Source organism: Geomicrobium sediminis, assembly GCF_016908595.1.
Classification (GTDB): domain Bacteria; phylum Bacillota; class Bacilli; order Bacillales; family Marinococcaceae; genus Geomicrobium_A; species Geomicrobium_A sediminis.
The window spans coordinates 271849-288130 of the sequence record NZ_JAFBEC010000003.1; the positions used below are offsets into that span (position 1 = coordinate 271849).

18 protein-coding genes are annotated in these 16282 nt (G+C 41.0%); 10 read left to right on the top strand and 8 right to left on the bottom strand.

The window, feature by feature from the left end:
- The first annotated feature begins 15 nt into the window (after window positions 1-15).
- Window positions 16-606, top strand: a complete 591-nt coding sequence (locus JOD17_RS06850; protein ID WP_204696478.1) for an NAD(P)-dependent oxidoreductase — start codon at window positions 16-18, stop codon at window positions 604-606.
- Between the two features lie 51 nt (window positions 607-657).
- Here JOD17_RS06850 and JOD17_RS06855 read toward each other — a convergent pair whose 3' ends face one another.
- The 7 genes from JOD17_RS06855 to JOD17_RS06885 form a co-directional block, all read right to left on the bottom strand.
- Complete coding sequence (locus JOD17_RS06855) at window positions 658-804, bottom strand: YezD family protein (RefSeq protein ID WP_081833716.1); 147 nt, start codon at window positions 802-804, stop codon at window positions 658-660.
- 20 nt (window positions 805-824) lie between these two features.
- A complete protein-coding gene (locus JOD17_RS06860) occupies window positions 825-2051 on the bottom strand; it encodes a threonine synthase (protein ID WP_204696479.1) in 1227 nt (408 codons plus the stop codon).
- Between the two features lie 20 nt (window positions 2052-2071).
- Entirely contained in the window at window positions 2072-3145 is a 1074-nt protein-coding gene (locus JOD17_RS06865; protein ID WP_204696480.1) for a sulfate/molybdate ABC transporter ATP-binding protein, read from the bottom strand.
- 5 nt (window positions 3146-3150) lie between these two features.
- The gene (gene cysW / locus JOD17_RS06870; protein ID WP_204696482.1) at window positions 3151-3954 is read right to left on the bottom strand and encodes a sulfate ABC transporter permease subunit CysW; all 804 of its coding nucleotides are present in this window, start codon (window positions 3952-3954) and stop codon (window positions 3151-3153) included.
- The gene (cysT, locus tag JOD17_RS06875) at window positions 3951-4787 is read right to left on the bottom strand and encodes a sulfate ABC transporter permease subunit CysT (RefSeq protein WP_204696484.1); all 837 of its coding nucleotides are present in this window, start codon (window positions 4785-4787) and stop codon (window positions 3951-3953) included. The genes cysW and cysT overlap by 4 nt, the downstream gene beginning before the upstream one ends.
- Before the next feature lie 15 nt (window positions 4788-4802).
- Window positions 4803-5861 (bottom strand): sulfate ABC transporter substrate-binding protein, encoded by a 1059-nt coding sequence (locus JOD17_RS06880; RefSeq protein WP_204696486.1) that lies wholly within the window; start codon window positions 5859-5861, stop codon window positions 4803-4805.
- A 366-nt stretch (window positions 5862-6227) separates the two neighbouring features.
- The gene (locus JOD17_RS06885; RefSeq protein ID WP_204696488.1) at window positions 6228-7358 is read right to left on the bottom strand and encodes a class II histone deacetylase; all 1131 of its coding nucleotides are present in this window, start codon (window positions 7356-7358) and stop codon (window positions 6228-6230) included.
- Between the two features lie 162 nt (window positions 7359-7520).
- On the opposite strand from JOD17_RS06885, the gene JOD17_RS06890 reads away from it, so the two are divergent.
- The 8 genes from JOD17_RS06890 to JOD17_RS06920 all read left to right on the top strand — a co-directional run bounded on the left by JOD17_RS06890 (window position 7521) and on the right by JOD17_RS06920 (window position 14056).
- Window positions 7521-8219, top strand: coding sequence for a helix-turn-helix transcriptional regulator (locus JOD17_RS06890; protein ID WP_204696491.1), 699 nt, complete (start codon window positions 7521-7523; stop codon window positions 8217-8219).
- Window positions 8220-8826: 607 nt separating this feature from the next.
- The gene (locus JOD17_RS06895) at window positions 8827-10167 is read left to right on the top strand and encodes a cytochrome ubiquinol oxidase subunit I (protein WP_204696493.1); all 1341 of its coding nucleotides are present in this window, start codon (window positions 8827-8829) and stop codon (window positions 10165-10167) included.
- A complete protein-coding gene (locus tag JOD17_RS06900) occupies window positions 10164-11180 on the top strand; it encodes a cytochrome d ubiquinol oxidase subunit II (RefSeq protein ID WP_204696495.1) in 1017 nt (338 codons plus the stop codon). Before JOD17_RS06895 ends, JOD17_RS06900 begins: the two co-directional genes overlap by 4 nt.
- A gap of 4 nt (window positions 11181-11184) precedes the next feature.
- Window positions 11185-11283: a cytochrome bd oxidase small subunit CydS family protein gene (gene cydS / locus JOD17_RS21820; RefSeq protein WP_373903035.1), complete on the top strand. Its 99-nt coding sequence runs from the start codon at window positions 11185-11187 to the stop codon at window positions 11281-11283.
- Window positions 11284-11397: 114 nt separating this feature from the next.
- Window positions 11398-11877: a GNAT family N-acetyltransferase gene (locus JOD17_RS06905; protein ID WP_204696497.1), complete on the top strand. Its 480-nt coding sequence runs from the start codon at window positions 11398-11400 to the stop codon at window positions 11875-11877.
- Window positions 11878-11940: 63 nt separating this feature from the next.
- Window positions 11941-12750: a class I SAM-dependent methyltransferase gene (locus JOD17_RS06910; protein ID WP_204696499.1), complete on the top strand. Its 810-nt coding sequence runs from the start codon at window positions 11941-11943 to the stop codon at window positions 12748-12750.
- A gap of 71 nt (window positions 12751-12821) precedes the next feature.
- Window positions 12822-13265, top strand: coding sequence for a VOC family protein (locus JOD17_RS06915; protein WP_204696502.1), 444 nt, complete (start codon window positions 12822-12824; stop codon window positions 13263-13265).
- Between the two features lie 38 nt (window positions 13266-13303).
- Window positions 13304-14056 (top strand): hypothetical protein, encoded by a 753-nt coding sequence (locus JOD17_RS06920; RefSeq protein ID WP_204696503.1) that lies wholly within the window; start codon window positions 13304-13306, stop codon window positions 14054-14056.
- A 362-nt stretch (window positions 14057-14418) separates the two neighbouring features.
- Here JOD17_RS06920 and JOD17_RS06925 read toward each other — a convergent pair whose 3' ends face one another.
- Window positions 14419-15471 carry a YncE family protein gene (locus tag JOD17_RS06925; protein WP_204696505.1) on the bottom strand — a complete coding sequence of 351 codons (1053 nt, stop codon included), beginning with the start codon at window positions 15469-15471 and terminating at the stop codon, window positions 14419-14421.
- Between the two features lie 266 nt (window positions 15472-15737).
- On the opposite strand from JOD17_RS06925, the gene JOD17_RS06930 reads away from it, so the two are divergent.
- Window positions 15738-16277, top strand: coding sequence for a sigma-70 family RNA polymerase sigma factor (locus tag JOD17_RS06930; protein ID WP_204696507.1), 540 nt, complete (start codon window positions 15738-15740; stop codon window positions 16275-16277).
- Window positions 16278-16282 lie beyond the last annotated feature (5 nt).

Below are 16282 nucleotides of genomic sequence, written 5' to 3' on the forward strand. Positions count from 1 at the left end.
AGGAGTTATTCCATAATGATGCATCCAAAAGATGCACAAGTTGTTGTTGTTGGTGCAGGAAAGGTTGGAACGAGAAGAATTGAACAATTGCTCGATTACCATTCAGACATTGTCGTGATCTCGCCGGAATTGCCAGAAAGCCTTTTGCGCAAGGTGCGTTGGGAAAAACGCCGGGTGAGAGATTCGGAATGTTTTCTTGCGAGTATACTCGTGTTATGTACAAATGTGCCAAAACTACACGATGAGTTAATGCGAAATCGAGCACCACGTCAGTTGATTTATCGAGCGGAAGAGATGGCGCAAAGTGATTTTCATTTTCCTACGTCGATTCAACGAGGAAATTTAACGATCACTCTTTCAACGCATGGATCGAGTCCTCATTATGCAAAACGCTTGGAACGTGAAATCCGTGAGATGTTGCCAAGAGCAGTAGAAGAAGAATTAGCTTTTTTGGAAGAAGCTCGTACGGAATTGAAGCAACAAACGATGTCGCAAACGATGCGTTCGGAATTGCTAAAGAGAATTTCGGCACAATCTTTTTTGAACGATCCAAATCGTAAGGAAGCGTTCGAGTTGCTCGCGAAACAATGGAGTGATGAGTTCTAAACGTGTGGATAAAGTGAAGCACCGAATAAAATGACAGCCAGAAAGGCAGTGTCATTTTATTCGGTGCTTTTCGTTTTTGTCAATTTGTACGACATGGCCATCTTGGACGATGATCGTAACAGAACCATATTGAAGCGTGGCTAACATCTGTTCTACGGTTTCTTTAACTTCTTCAATTTGTGGATGACTGGCTGACATCAAGTCTCCCTCCTATGGTATTAATGCTTTATAGTAATTGAATGCTTTAGGTAATCTTCATCGTGATACGTGACCGTATCGGGGTATTTAATTCCCATTCCAGTATTCAAACAAAGAACGTGTTCATCTTCTTGGATCCATCCTGATTGTCGAAGCTTTTTCGCTGCGGCAAACGTCGCACCGCCTTCGGGGCATATCCAATTCCCTTCACGCTCTGCGACTTGTTTTTGTTCCGCTAACAACTCGTCGTCGGTTACGGCAAGGGCACATCCATTCGTTTCGTAGATGGCTTCAAGCACGAGGAAATCTCCTATCGCTTTCGGAACATTAATGCCAAATGCAATCGTTTCTGCGTTTTCCCAAACTTCAGCATGTGTTTTTCTTTGTTCGTACGCTTTAACGATGGGTGCACACGTTTCTGATTGAACAGCGACGAGGCGTGGCAGAGTGGCATCGTTAGGGATCCATCCGAGTGTCTTGAGTTCTAGAAACGCTTTATAAATGCCAATTAAACCGACACCTCCACCTGTTGGATAAAGGATCACATCAGGGAGGTGATAGCCATATTGTTCAAAGATCTCATAGCCCATCGTTTTCTTACCTTCGATTCGGTAAGGCTCTTTTAATGTGCTTACGTTGTACCAACCGTGTTCTTTAGAAGCTTCTGATACGGCATGTCCAGCATCATGGATGAGTCCGTCAATTAAAGAAAGTGTCCCTCCAGCTGCAATGACTTCACGTTTAGTAATTTCAGGCGTTTGGAGTGGCATCACGATGTGCGCTTGAATACCCGCTCTAGAAGCGTATAACGCCCAAGCGGCTCCTGCATTCCCGTTTGTTGGCATTGCAAGTGTCTGGACCCCGACTTCCTTTGCTTTCGAAACGCCGACCGCAGCACCTCTAGCTTTAAAGGAACCTGTAGGGAGTAGACCTTCGTCTTTCATGTAAAGGTTCGGTAACTCGTACGTTTTACCGAGTGTCTCCATATGAACGAGAGGTGTCATTCCTTCTCCGAGCGATACACGATTTGCTGGACTCAACACAGGAAGTACTTCGTGATAACGCCAAAGCGTTGGTTCGCGTGTTTTGAGCTGTTCTATTGACCAATGTTCTTTTAAACGCTGCAAATCATAACGTGCTAGAAGCGGGGATCCACATACGCATAAATGTGTAGCGGTGGACCCGTCATACTCTTCCTTACATTTTGGACATTCGAGGTGTGTAAAGTAGCTATAGTTTTGTTTCACGATTGAACCTCCTGTACGAGTTAAATCATATATTCATTAGCTTGAAATGTTCTGAAACGCTCTACATGAGCGTACATGATGTCGCCAACTTTGATGGACAAGTTGTCAAACGTACCTTTAGAAAGCTCAATTTCAATGTGCTCCTGAGCACGATCTAGTCGTCTTGCTTCAATGAATACGATCGGACCGACAGGATGAGTTTTCGTAATTTCGACTTCTAAGCGATGATCATTTCCAGAAGTGTGCGCGAGCGAAATTTCATGAGGTCGAACATAGCTCACTACGTTTTCGCCATCTGCAAGTGGTTCTCCACTTGCAAGTGTTACGCCTCCTATTGAAATTCCTTCTTTTGTTGCGGTTCCCTTTAATTCATTTGCATTTCCTAAAAAGCGGTACATAAATGGACTGTTAGGTGAATCATATATATCGGACGGAGTTCCTTCTTGGATAATTTCTCCGTCATTTAAGACGATGACTTGATCAGCAACATCGAGCGCTTCTTCTTGGTCGTGTGTCACAAAAACGGTCGTCACACCGGTTTGTTTATGGAGCGTTCGCAACCAGCGACGTAACTCTTTTCTAACTTGGGCATCGAGAGCGCCAAAAGGTTCATCAAGTAATAAAACCGAAGGCTCGATCGCCAGTGAGCGAGCAAGGGCTACGCGCTGTTTTTGACCGCCTGAAAGTTGACTAGGGTACCGTTCGCCCAATCCTTCAAGCTTTACAAGTTCAAGTAGCTCATTTACTTTTGAATCGATTTGTGACTTTGTTGGTCGATCCTTTTTCTTTTTTACACGTAAGCCGTAGGCGATGTTGTCTTTGACTTTCATATGTGAGAACAGGGCATAATGTTGAAACACAAAACCTACATTTCGGTCTTTGGCATTCACGTTGGTCATGTTATTGCCATCAAAGAAGATGTCTCCTTTAGATGCGTGTTCAAGGCCTGCAATCATACGAAGCAAAGTCGTTTTTCCAGAACCAGAAGGGCCAAGTAGTGCTAATAATTCGCCTTCCTTCACGGTGAGATTAATGTTTTTTAGCACTTTAGTTTTACCGAAGTCTTTTGTAATACCTGTAATTGTGATCGACATCGTATTCACCCCAGTTGTTGTTTTCGTTCGACGACTTGCTTAATGACAATGGTAAAGATTGCGAACAACGACATGAGCAATGCAACGGAAAAAGCGGCAGCAAATTGATACTCGTTGTAAAGGATTTCCACGTGAAGCGGCATCGTGTTTGTCGCCCCGCGAATTCGTCCAGACACGACAGAGACAGCCCCGAATTCTCCGATGGCACGGGCACTACAAAGAATCACTCCGTACAGTAGTCCCCATTTAATTGCAGGGAGGGTCACGTGATAGAACGTTCTGAAACCACCTGCACCAAGTGTGAGAGAAGCTTCTTCAGCATCGCTTCCTTGAGCCTCCATTAAAGGAATCAGTTCCCTGGCAATAAACGGTAGCGTGACAAACATCGTCGCAAGAATAATTCCAGGTACGGCAAAGATGATTTGCAAATTATTTGCATGTAACCATTCCCCTAAAAAGCCATTTACTCCGTAAAGAATAATAAACACAAGGCCCGCAATAACTGGGGAGACGGCAAAAGGAATCTCAATTAACGTAATTAACAATTGTCGACCACGAAAGCGATATTTCGTGAGTGCCCAAGCAGCAGATAACCCGAACAACGTGTGAAGTGGGACGGTAACGACAACAACGAGCAAGGTTAGAAAAATCGCGTGCCTAGCCGCAGGCTCCGTAATGGAATACCAAAACACTTCAAATCCTTGGCTAAATGCACCGATGAAAATAATAAGTAAAGGTAATAACAAAAACAGCGTTAGAAAAAGAAAAGCAATGAAAATTAAGAGGGGCTTGTAGGTTTTTGTGTTCATCGGGAAGAATCCACCACCTTTTGCCCTAATTTTCTAGAAAGCCACCATTGCAGGATATTCGCTCCAAGCAACAAAAGAAATGAAAGAGCGAGCATTACCGTTGCAATCGCCGTCGCTCCCGCGTAATCAAATTGTTCAAGCTTATTCATGATGAGTAAAGGGACAATTTCCGTTTGCATCGGGATGTTTCCAGCGATGAAGACGACGGAACCGTATTCACCAAGTGCCCGTGCAAATGCAAGCGTCATGCCCGCTAAAATTGCCGGTGTTAAAAGTGGTAATAATACAGTATTAAAAATTGTAAAAGGAGAAGCGCCGAGTAATCCTGCCGCCTCTTCTGTTTCTTGATCGAGTGAACGCAATACCGGTTCAACCATGCGGACGACAAACGGTAAGCCGATAAACGTAAGGGCAATCGTCACGCCAATCGGTGTGAATGCGACTTGAATTCCAAGTGGTGCAAGCAATGAACCGATCCAGCCATTCTCGGCATAAAGGCTCGTGAGTGCGATGCCTGCAACTGCTGTCGGTAAAGCGAATGGGAGGTCAATCATTCCGTCCATAATACGTTTTCCAAAGAAGTCGTACCGAACGAGTACCCAGGCAATGAGTAAACCGAAGACGCCGTTAATTATTGCCGCAATAAAAGAAGCAGAAAAGCTTAGTCGAAGTGCTGCAAATAATCTAGGATCAGTAATGGCATTCCAAAACGCTTCCCACCCGCTTCCCATCGTGTACCAAACCAATGCAATTAAAGGAATGAAGACGATAAAGCTCATGTAAAACATCATAAAGCCGAAAGAAAGCGGGAAGCCTGGAAGTGTGCGTTTCATCGTAGTTCCTCCTGACTATGGCGCGTAGATCTGATCAAAAACGCCACCATCCGAAAAATGTCTTTCTTGTGCTTCGTCCCAGCTTCCGAATCTCTCTTCAATCGTAAATAACTCGACGTCTGGAAAGTAGTCATCGTAATCAGCTAAGATGTCTTCATTTCGTGGTCGGTAATAATGGTCAGCTGCAATCGTTTGACCTTCGTCAGAATATAAATAATCCAAGTAGGCATGAGCGACTTCTTCTGTGCCTTTCTGTTGTACGTTCGAGTCGACAATTGCGACAGGTGGCTCAGTTAGTATTGATACCGAGGGCGTGATAATCTCAAAATCTTCAGCATTCAATTCATGCACAGTAAGTAATGCTTCGTTTTCCCATGCGAGCAACACATCTCCGATGCCGCGTTCAATAAAGGATGTCGTCGATCCACGAGCTCCTGAATCCAATACGGTGACGTTCTCATAGATGTTCGTGACGAAATCCTCCGCTTCTTCTTCGCCATATGTATCTTCGGCATATCCCCAAGCGGCTAAGTAATTCCAACGTGCACCACCAGATGTTTTAGGGTTTGGAGTTACAACTTCTACATCTTCTCGGACGAGATCGTCCCAATCTTGAATGTCTTTTGGATTGCCTTCACGTACTAGAAAGTTAATCGTTGACGTATAAGGCGAGGCATTGTCTGGGAAGTCACTTTGCCACTCGGAATCCAGTAATTCGCGTTCTTGCAAAACATCGATATCGTAAGCGAGCGCTAACGTCACAACATCAGCTTGTAGTCCATCTAATACTGAACGTGCTTGACTACCTGAACCTCCGTGGGACTGATTTACAGTGACCGTGTCGCCGGTTTCTTCTTGCCAATACGCACGAAAAGCTTCATTGTAGTCATCATAAAACTCACGAGTAGGGTCATAAGAGACATTTAGCAATTCGATGACATCTCCGTCAGCCGTTGGATTGTCTTGGATGACTTCACCACTTTGATCTTCATCAAATCCACCTACGTTACATGCAGAAAGAATCGAAACAACCGTTACTCCTCCAAGAAAGTAAGAATAATACTTCACAATCATCATCCTTCCTTATAAAAGATATAATTCAAATGTAAATACTCTGAATTAAACGAGTAAAAAAAGCAAAGGTTTAACTAAAACCTCTCCTCAAATGGCCTTCGGTTGTCCGGTCAGCTCGTAGGGTTTTCTTTTTTATCATACTATTCTTATTGTTTAACTATGTCAATCGATTTTTTCTAATATTTGGATGATAACAATAGAAAGGAGTAGATGTATCGTTTCTTATAAAGTATTAAGCTCGAGCGTTTATATCCAGAGTACAGTATATTCACTATGTAAATAGATAATTGGAAGGGACGATTACAAATTTATGGAGAGAAAAGGAAAGAATGAGCCACAATGAGACCCATTCTTTCATATGCCTTATTATCTTTGACTCGATTTTTGTTCCATCGACCAGAAGTGAGATTGCTCTTGTACAACACGATTAACAGCTTCTTCTTCATGAGGAAATAGTGTGTCCACAGGTGCTCCGAGACTGTTAGTGAATGGGTCATCGACTCTAGTTGAGATTCCACTCATCGCTTCAACAATGGCAAGTGAGCAAAATGGAACATAAGCAGCACTATATCCGCCTTCGTGACAGAGAACAAGCTTACCGTCGCAGTGTTTCTCTGCAAGCTTTTTCATAAATTCAGAAAATCGATAAAACCCTGTAGTTGTTACCATCATCCTAGCAAGTGGGTCGAAGAAATTAGGATCTTGTCCTGCAGAGATGATGATCAGTTCAGGCTTAAACTCATTAACAATTGGCTCTACAATTTTTTCAAAGGCATTCATGTAACCAGCGTTCCCCGTACCTGCAGGAAGCGGGATATTTACGGTGTAACCTTTGCCGGCTCCCTCTCCTATATGTTCGATGTAACCACGCTCTGCGGGATAAAGACGGTCTTGATGTAATGAAATAAAAAGAACTTCATTATCAGAATAAAATGCTTGCTCAGTTCCATTTCCGTGATGAACGTCCCAGTCTAGAACGAGAATTCGTTTTAAGTTATATTTTTCTTTTGCATAATCTGTAGCAATTGCTACGTTATTAAAAAGACAAAAACCCATACCTTGATCAGCCTCTGCATGATGACCAGGTGGTCTTGTTAAGGCGTAGACATTGGTAACATGGCCATTCATGACTGCATTAACCGCAGTTATTGCCCCACCTGCCGACAGTAAGGCAATTTCATAAGAACCTCGTCCTACTATTGCGTGATCTCCTGCATCGCCACCGTTATGATCACTTAATTCTTTTACTCTATCAATGTAATGAGTATCATGAAAGCGTTCTAGGTCTTCACGAGTGGCTGGTTTAGGGCGAATAGATGTAAGCTTTGGTGTAAGTTGGCAACGATCCATCAAATTCTTGAAGCGTCGCTTTGTTTCCGGGTCTTCTCCATACGTATGGCTCTGTACCCAGCCGCCAGATGGCATGTTTAATGCACCAGAACCATTGTCATGCCAAAAGTAACTTTCATCATAAATAAATCCTGTTGATTTCTTCATAAATGTACCCTCCTTATAGATGTTATGTATTTGTATTATTACGGGTTCACATGATGGTAACAATTACCCGAAAGGATAATCTTATAATTGTGCGGATATAAGAAATCGGTATAATGGAATGAAAGTAGTGAATATGCAATCTATTAAGTGAGGGATTGTAACATGTTAACGAATCGTGATTATACGAGTATGATTCAATTTATGACTAATCTTGATTGGAATAGTAAGCAACTCGAACAATCGATTCAGAAAGGGCTATCAGAGAAATTCGGTCTTCACTATTCAATGTGTTGGCGTAGTGACCAAGAACAAAACATGTATGATTTAAAGTTTTACAACACTGCTACACCATTTAATCAAGCTTATCAATCGGTATATATGTCAAAAGATTTAATGCACCCTAAAAAACTATTGTTCGTTGAGTCTATGTGTCAACAAACGGTATTTACAATTAATGATATTGCAAGTTTTGACACATTAAGAAAGAGCGATTATTATCCGTTTTATTCGTCTTACCAAATGAAAGATCAAATGGTACTTTACTTCATTGATAGACATAGAATTTTAGGAGGAATCGGTTTTTCAAGGTTTGGTGGAGACCGGCCATTTTCAAAGAAAGATCAAGAGATTTTGCAAACACTATCAGTTTACCTAAAGCGTATGCTTGTAAGTAATGAGGAAACAGTGACATTATCAACGAGAGAAAAGGAAATTTTTCAACTCGTTGTGCAAGGGAAAACAAATGAAGAAATCTCGTTTCAGCTTTGGATCAGTGTGAATACGGTGAAAAAACATCTACAAAATATGTATCAAAAGTGTGATGTCAAAAACCGAACGGAACTCATTTATAAATTAACTTGAGAGAATGTAAAATATAGATTTAATATTACATTTAAACACTAAGTTCCTACGATAATATTTTTAAATATTTAGAATTATAATTTAAGGGAATATGTGACAGACAAGCGGCTGTAGTGGCGAAGACGCCTGCGGGAGTAGCGTTAGCTGAAGATCATCGTGCGTAGCACGATAGCTGAGGCAACGCCCGCGGCAAGCGAAGCCACAGAAGCCATAGAAGCCGCTTATTATCTATGTACATAGTAGTACTTTGAAGTCTCTCAATCCAATAGTTAAAGACACAGTGCTAAGTACTGTGTCTTTTTGTAACGTACAAGTGTAAAGCAAATGATTTTCGGGAACGGAAAGTCAAAGAAATGTTTTTTAGTGCATTAAAGGGGAGGGGAAAGACCTCAACTAACCCATTGTTGTGTGGTTATGGTAAGAAAATACTGATTTTATTTTGACATTGCATTGTCTGAATTGTGACCGAGACGTGACAGGTTAGCGTTCTTCATAAAATGTTAACATGCACGTATTACAATAGGTTTTAATCGTTGTTATAATGAAGTCGAAAGTTTGTGAAGTAGTGAACATACTTTATTTGTGTTGTTCAAAAAGGGGGTAGCACATGTTTATTGATGATCCCGTATTGATGAGTCGATTGTTAACGTTGCTTACGCTTTCGTTTCACATATTTTACGCAACCGTAGGTGTCGGTTTGCCACTTATGATTATGTTGTTCCACTGGTTGGGGATCAAAAAAGACGACATTCACTACATCTTAATGGCAAGAAGACTTGCGAAAGGGTTTGTCGTTACCGTAGCAGTTGGTGTAGTAACCGGTACTGCGATCGGTCTTCAATTAGCGTTACTATGGCCGAACTTTATGCAACTTGCCGGTCATATTATTGCCCTTCCACTCTTCATGGAAGTGTTCGCGTTTTTCTTTGAAGCGATCTTCCTCGGTATTTACTTATATACGTGGGACCGCTTTGATAATCAGAAAAAGCATCTTTTACTACTCGTCCCAGTTGCGATTGGTGGTGCGATGTCCGCATTTTTCATTACTGTCGTCAACTCGTTCATGAACGCGCCGGGTGGGTTTGAAATGATTAATGGTGAACTTGCCAACGTAAACCCATTGCTTGCGATGTTTACTGTTGCGATGCCAACGAAGGTGACGCACGTCTTAGCAACAGCTTATATGACGATCGCCTTTACGCTTGCGGCAATCGCTGCATTCCGCTTAATGAAAGGCAGTCACAAAGCGTATTACAAGAAATCACTAAACGTCATGATGAAAGTTGGTTTCGTCTTTGCGATTGCTGCAGCAATCATTGGAGACTTCTCAGGGAAATACCTTGCAGAACATCAGCCTGAGAAATTGGCAGCTGCCGAGTGGCATTTTGAAACGGATGAACAAGCCCCACTTATTCTTTGGGGAATCTTAGATGAGAATAATGAAGTGAAGTATGGGATTGAAATTCCATTTGCGCTAAGCATTCTTGCACATAGCGATCCAAATGCAGAAGTGATTGGTCTAGATCAATTCCCAGAAGAGCATCATCCACCACTCATTATTCACTATTTTTTTGACACGATGATTACGATCGGCATGTTTATGCTGACACTCTCGTTCGTCTTCCTCGTCGCTCGCTGGAGAAATTGGACATTTGTCGATAAGAAATGGTACCGCTGGTTAATCGTTATGGGTGCACCTCTATCATTCCTAGGAATTCAAGCCGGCTGGTGGATGTCTGAAGTTGGTCGCCAACCGTGGATTTTAAGAGGCATTATGACGGTTGATGAAGGGGCTACTACAGCCAGTCACGTAGATTTAGTCTTCTTTTTCTTCGTGTTGTTGTATCTGATTCTTGGAGTTGGTACGATCGTTGTTCTTCGCAAGATGTTCAAAGACAAACCCGTAGAGAAAGAATTAGAGTCTTATGCAGGAGGGGATGAGCAATGAGTTTAGAAATCATCGGCATTACGGTGTTGTGGCTCTTTCTCTTCTTTTATATCATTGTTGGATCAATTGATTTCGGAGCGGGTGTGTTTAACGCTCACAGTATTATAAATGGGAAGCAGCACGTTTTAAGTAAGGTCATTCAACGTTACTTGTCACCCGTTTGGGAAGTGACCAACGTCTTCTTCGTCTTTTTCTTCGTTGGGATTATTGGTTTCTTTCCAGACAGTGCGTTTTTATTCGGTAGCGTTCTATTAGTACCTGCGAGTATTTCGATTATCTTACTCGCACTTCGGGGTTCGTACTATGCGTTTGAATCCTACGGCTCTCAGGGTCACCGAGGTTATGCATTTATGTACGGAGCAACAGGGATCTTAATTCCGGCGTCCTTATCGGTCGTGCTCACCATCTCAGAAGGTGGATTCGTCTACATGGATGACGGTCAACCAGTTCTAAGTTATGAATTATTGTTTACAAGTCCGTTAACGTGGGCAATTGTTGTCTTGAGTATCGTTGCCGTGCTCTACATTTCGTCGGTGTTCCTCACGTGGTATGCGAGTAAGACTGAAGATCAAGAAGCGACGGGCATCATGAGGAAGTACGTACTCATTTGGGCGGTTCCACTGATCGTTGCAGCTGGCGGGATTATTTTTGAATTGCAAAACCATAACTCCGCTCACTTTGATAGCATTCTAAACCTTTGGTGGATGTTTGCCCTCTCATTCGTGTTATGGGCGGTCACGCTTTGGTTAATCTGGAACAAACGAAAGTATGGCCTTGCAGTATGGCTCATGATCGGTCAGTTCGCCTTTGCCTTTTTCGGTTATGGAATCTCGCACTATCCGTACTTGCTGTATCCTTATCTAACCATTTACGACGGCTTTACAAATGAAGCGATGGCGATTAGTCTCATTGTCGTATTTATTCTCGGTATGATGTTACTATTGCCTTCCTTGTACTTGTTGTTACGCTTGTTCTTATTCGATCCGAAGTACGTAAAAGGAAAAAGGGAGTGAGCTTATGTTGGATGATTTCTTAATCTTAGTAGCTCCGTTTCTCGTACTCATCGGAGCGATCATCGTTGCCTTTATCGTAGCAAGTAAAGATAAAACGAAATAACTTTCAAAACTAGAGCGGCAGTTGTCGCTCTAGTTTTTTATGGATTGTTTTAGAAAATCGTATAAAAACATATGTTCTCATGGTAAGATATAAACTGAAAAGGAGAGAACATTCATGAACCATAGCGAAGATATTCAGTTAACGTTTTTCAAAAATGAGCACCTTGAATTGTTAGAAAAGTTCGAACTCCCAGAGGCGCAAGCGCAATTTACTGCCTTACCAGAAGAACTAATGAATGTATCAGAAGGACAATATCGAATTGTTATTCTTGCGAATCAGGAGCCAGTAGGGTTCTTCTTATTGCATACGACGAACCGAGTAAGTGACTATACACCGAACCCTAAAGCGATACTATTAACCGCTTTATCAGTCGATTATAAACAACAAGGAAAAGGGTATGCGAAAAAAGCAATGCTGGAATTAGAAACATTCATAACATCGACCTTTGAGAAGATCGATGAAGTTGTATTGGCAGTTAACCATAAAAACATCCCTGCCCAGAACCTGTACAAAAGTGTTGGCTTTCAAGATACAGGAAGAAGAAAAATCGGCAAAATCGGTGAGCAACTCATCTTAGACTTAAAGATTTTGTAGAGAATGATCATCATGGAATGTTTCATCTCTTGAGCCTAATGACGAAGGATGTAGGTGAATGATTTGAGTGAGGTCATCAACTATTACAACCAATTTGACGAATGGGGAAGACTTGATCGTGAACCGATCGAATTTCAAGTAAATTGTCACTACATAAAGAAGTATTTACCACGAACGGGCAGTATTCTTGATAACGGAGCAGGGCCAGGGAAATATTCGGTAGCGCTTGCGCAAGAAGGTTATCATATGACATTAACGGACCTCACTCCTAAATTTGTGGATATGGCAAAGTCCAAGGCCAAGGAACGAAACGTAGAAGGTCAGTTTGATGGATTTTACGAGGCGGATGCTAGAGCGTTGTCTTTGTTTAACTCTGAACAATTTGACGCTACGTTGATGCTTGGACCGATGTATCACATACAACAAGAAGAAGATCGCTTAAAAGCGATAGCGGAATTAAGAAGGGTGACGAAGCGTGATGGGCTGGTGTTTGTCGCTTTTATGCCACGAGTGAGGCATATTCTTACTTCTCTTTTAAATCCTCGTAGTTGGAAGCCGAATGACAACATGGAGGCAATCGATGCGTTTTCACGTTCAGGTTGTTTCGATCATTCCAATGAGGGTCGTTTTACCGGTGCGTATTACTTCGAGGTTAAGGATATAAAGCCATTCATGGAAAACAACGGATTTGAAACGATTAATTTCATTGGCTCAAATGTAGGTGCAATTTTAAATCAAGAGAGTTGGAATTATTGGGAAGGTAAAGGAGAGGAAGAAGTAAGGAAGTTAATCGGTCTCTTGATTGAACGAGCCGAAGATCCTCATGTGTTAGGAATCTCTTCCCATTTGCTTTATATCGGCAGACGGAAGTGAATTCAGGGAGGTTAACTAAATGATAATTAACGATGGATTGTCGTTGAAATTTCCTAAGGAGTTGTTGATGTATGAATCGAATTAACCTCATTACTTTAGGTGTGAAAAACATTAAGGAATCGCTTGAATTTTACCGAAAGATCGGCTTTGAAGCATCCGTCACTGGAGGCGAAGACAATCCTGTTATTGTATTTTTCAAAAATGAAGGTTCGAAGCTAGAGTTATTCCCAATTGAAGAATTAGCGAAAGACATCAATGAAGAAAATCCACCTGAATTATCAAATGGAGGCTTTTCCGGTTTCACTCTTGCTTATAATGCAAAGTCTGAAAACGAGGTTGATGAAATTATTCATAAAATAAAAGAGCTTGGTGCCAACGTTGTAAAAGAACCACAGAAATTATCATGGGGCGGTTATGGAGGATATTTCATCGATCCTGATGGCTATTATTGGGAAGTCGCCTACGGATCATTATGGGAATTTGATGATTCAAATATGTTGATTATTAAAGATTAAATGCTTCTTTGGAAAGTTGAGAACGAAGGAATTTTTATATGACAAAAACTAAAGGTCTTCTCGTTGTATTAGGGATAATGAACGTGTTGCTTGTCATCATCCATTTTTCAGAATTTCATGTTCTTTTTATAAAACCGACGGGGTACATTATTCCGATTGTCATCAACATCGTTGTTCTATCTGTGTTAGGGATTTGTTCTAAATCTCTACATAATGGTTGGGTTTTTATAAGTTTAGTTCTTAGTTTTGTAGTATTGCTAGTACATGGTTTTATCGTTTGGATCACAGAGAGTAGCTATGCGCGTATAGACTCTCCGCATGATCAACAATCGCTCGTCGTCGAATATAGAGATTTCACGCTTGGGGAAACGACCTATTTTTATAGCTTTTATGAGACGAAATTCGGGATTTTAGGAAGATCTCTTGAGGACCAATCTATGACTATTATGAGTAGAAACTTCCCATCAGGTATAGATGCTGAAGAGGTTCTCGGTTTGCATACAGCAGAATGGATCACGTCTGAAACAGTTCGTCTTCATACGTGGGATGGTATCGTAGAGATTGAGTTGAAATCCTCACCATCAAAGACAAATGAACCTCCGCCAACTACTGACGAAGAGGACTTAGAAGCGTTTATGAAAGCTTTGGAAAATGAAGAAGTTGGCCAAACTATTATGATTCATGGGAAACGACTTGAAACGAGATATGACGAGTCTTCGGGTCAAAGTTGGATTGAAGTTTTCGACAATGCTGGTGAAGGTGCGATTCTTAAAGTATACTTGGCAGGTTAATGTTAATTGTTTCACTTGAATAATCCCAAAGTAATTACTTCATATTTTGCTTTAAAAGGATAGAAAAGGATTGTTATTCCTCAGATTGTCGAAAAAGTGCTGTTCTTATATAAATGAAGTAAAGAGTTAATGAACTTGTAGATTTTAAAGTATTGAAGTTATACATTTTACTTTTGCTTTTACAAACTCAATAAGCTGTATAAAAGCGGCTGTCGTGGCGAAGACGCCCGCGGCAAGCGTAGCCACAGAAGCCGCTTACTCATTTACGAGTACGCTTTTGGTCCGTTTAAGTTTCTCAACAGCCTGAGGATTGTTATTCCTTTTCTATCCTTTTAGATCAAATATAAGTGCCAATTCGATGATTAAGGTGTATAGGCTGCTAGAACAAAACTTTGGAATGGAAGCTCTTCAACTACAGTATTGGAAATGGTGTCAATTACATAAATAATGTCATTACCAGCATCAGAGATATACGCGCGACGTACACTTGGGTTAACGGTGATTGAACTAGTATTTACGTTTCGGTCAATCGTAATCGTGTCTAGTAAAGTGTTCGTGTTTCCATCTACAACATAGGCAAGAACGTTTGATGCGTTATTCGTGTTTCGATTTGAAACATAAATTCGATTGTTGATCTCGTCTATGGCTATACCTGTGGATAAATTCTCAGGTTCGGCGAGGGCAATCGTAGTTGTGACAGTGTTGGTATTGCCATCAATGATGTCGAGTAGAATAGTTCGACTTGGTGTTGAACTGTTTGAAGTATAAATTCGATTTGTTGTTGAATTTACAGCCACTAAACCTGATGCACTAGGAGAAGTAATGACAGTATCTACCCAAGTATTGGTGAGTAGGTCAAGAACATACACATTATCAGCTAGGCCAATCGGTAAATACCCTCTGTTAGTCAATGGGTTTAGTGCAAACATTCCGCTACTGGCACCGCTTGGAGTGACATCAATCGTCGTACTTAGCTGATAGTTGTTATCGGGATCAAATCCAAAAGCCCTAAAGTCTGCACCGGCATAGACGGTGTTATTGGTTGGATTATATCCAATTTCGTTAATACCCGATGGTACAGGTGTTTGTGCAATTAATTGATAATCTGATAAATTTAAAACGCTTAATCCTAATGAAGATGTTACATAAAGCAAATTCATTTCGGAATTGATAAAAATATCATTTGGTGTGCCTACATTTTCAATTTCAGTGATAACACGTCTTCGTGATACATCATATACAGTAATTCCACCAGAGCGTCCAATAAATAATAAATCTTCAAGAGGCGGAACTGGTGGGGTGGGCTGAGTCGGTTGTGTTGGAAAAGTAGGAGACGTTGGTGGTAATGGAGGAATCGGAGAAATATTCCCTGGACCATTGATTAAATTGTTATTAATTGTAATTCGCTTTTTCATATTCTCACTCCTTTATCATTAGGATATGAATCTTTGAAATGATTGTATGGTTGAACATCAGGTAGTGGTGCTGTATTTATAAAATGAGTAAGTATAGAGCGGATAAACAAAAGGAAGAAGAGAAGTCTTTATAACTCACGATCTTTCGCTTTTAAGAGTCGTTAAGTAGCTATTTCATGCTGCTTTTTTTGTTTTGTGCGTTTATATCACAAAAATGATAGGAATTAAAAAGTGAAAACGTATTAGAGGGTATAAGGAGGGAGCAAGTGGAGATCAGTGAAAAAAACGCAGTCAAACAGCTAAAGAAAAAGAATGAGAAGGCACTGCAATATGTGATTGATACTTACGGCGGCCTCGTAAAACATATCGTCTACAAGTACCTCTACAAATACCCTCAAGAACGAGAAGAGTGTATAAATGATGTGTTCTGGGTCGTTTGGGATAAGATTAGTGAATTTGATCCGAAGAAGAACAGCCTAAAAAATTGGATTGCCGCAGTCGCTTCCCACAAAGCGATTGATTATAAGCGTAAGAAGTTAAGGTTACTTGCTAGGGAGTCAAGTACAGATGATGATGGAAAAATAACATACTATGATGACTTGAAAAAGCAAGAAAGAGCATTACAGGAAGAAGTTGAAGAGTTACTCAATCATTTACCAGAAAAGGATCGGAATCTTTTTCGTAATTATTATTTAGAGGGAGAACAGACAAGAGCTTTAGAAAAGAAGTTGGGACTCTCGTCATCCGTAATATACAATCGCTTGTCACGAGGCAGAAAACAACTTCGCAAGCTTTTTAAAAATTAGAAAAG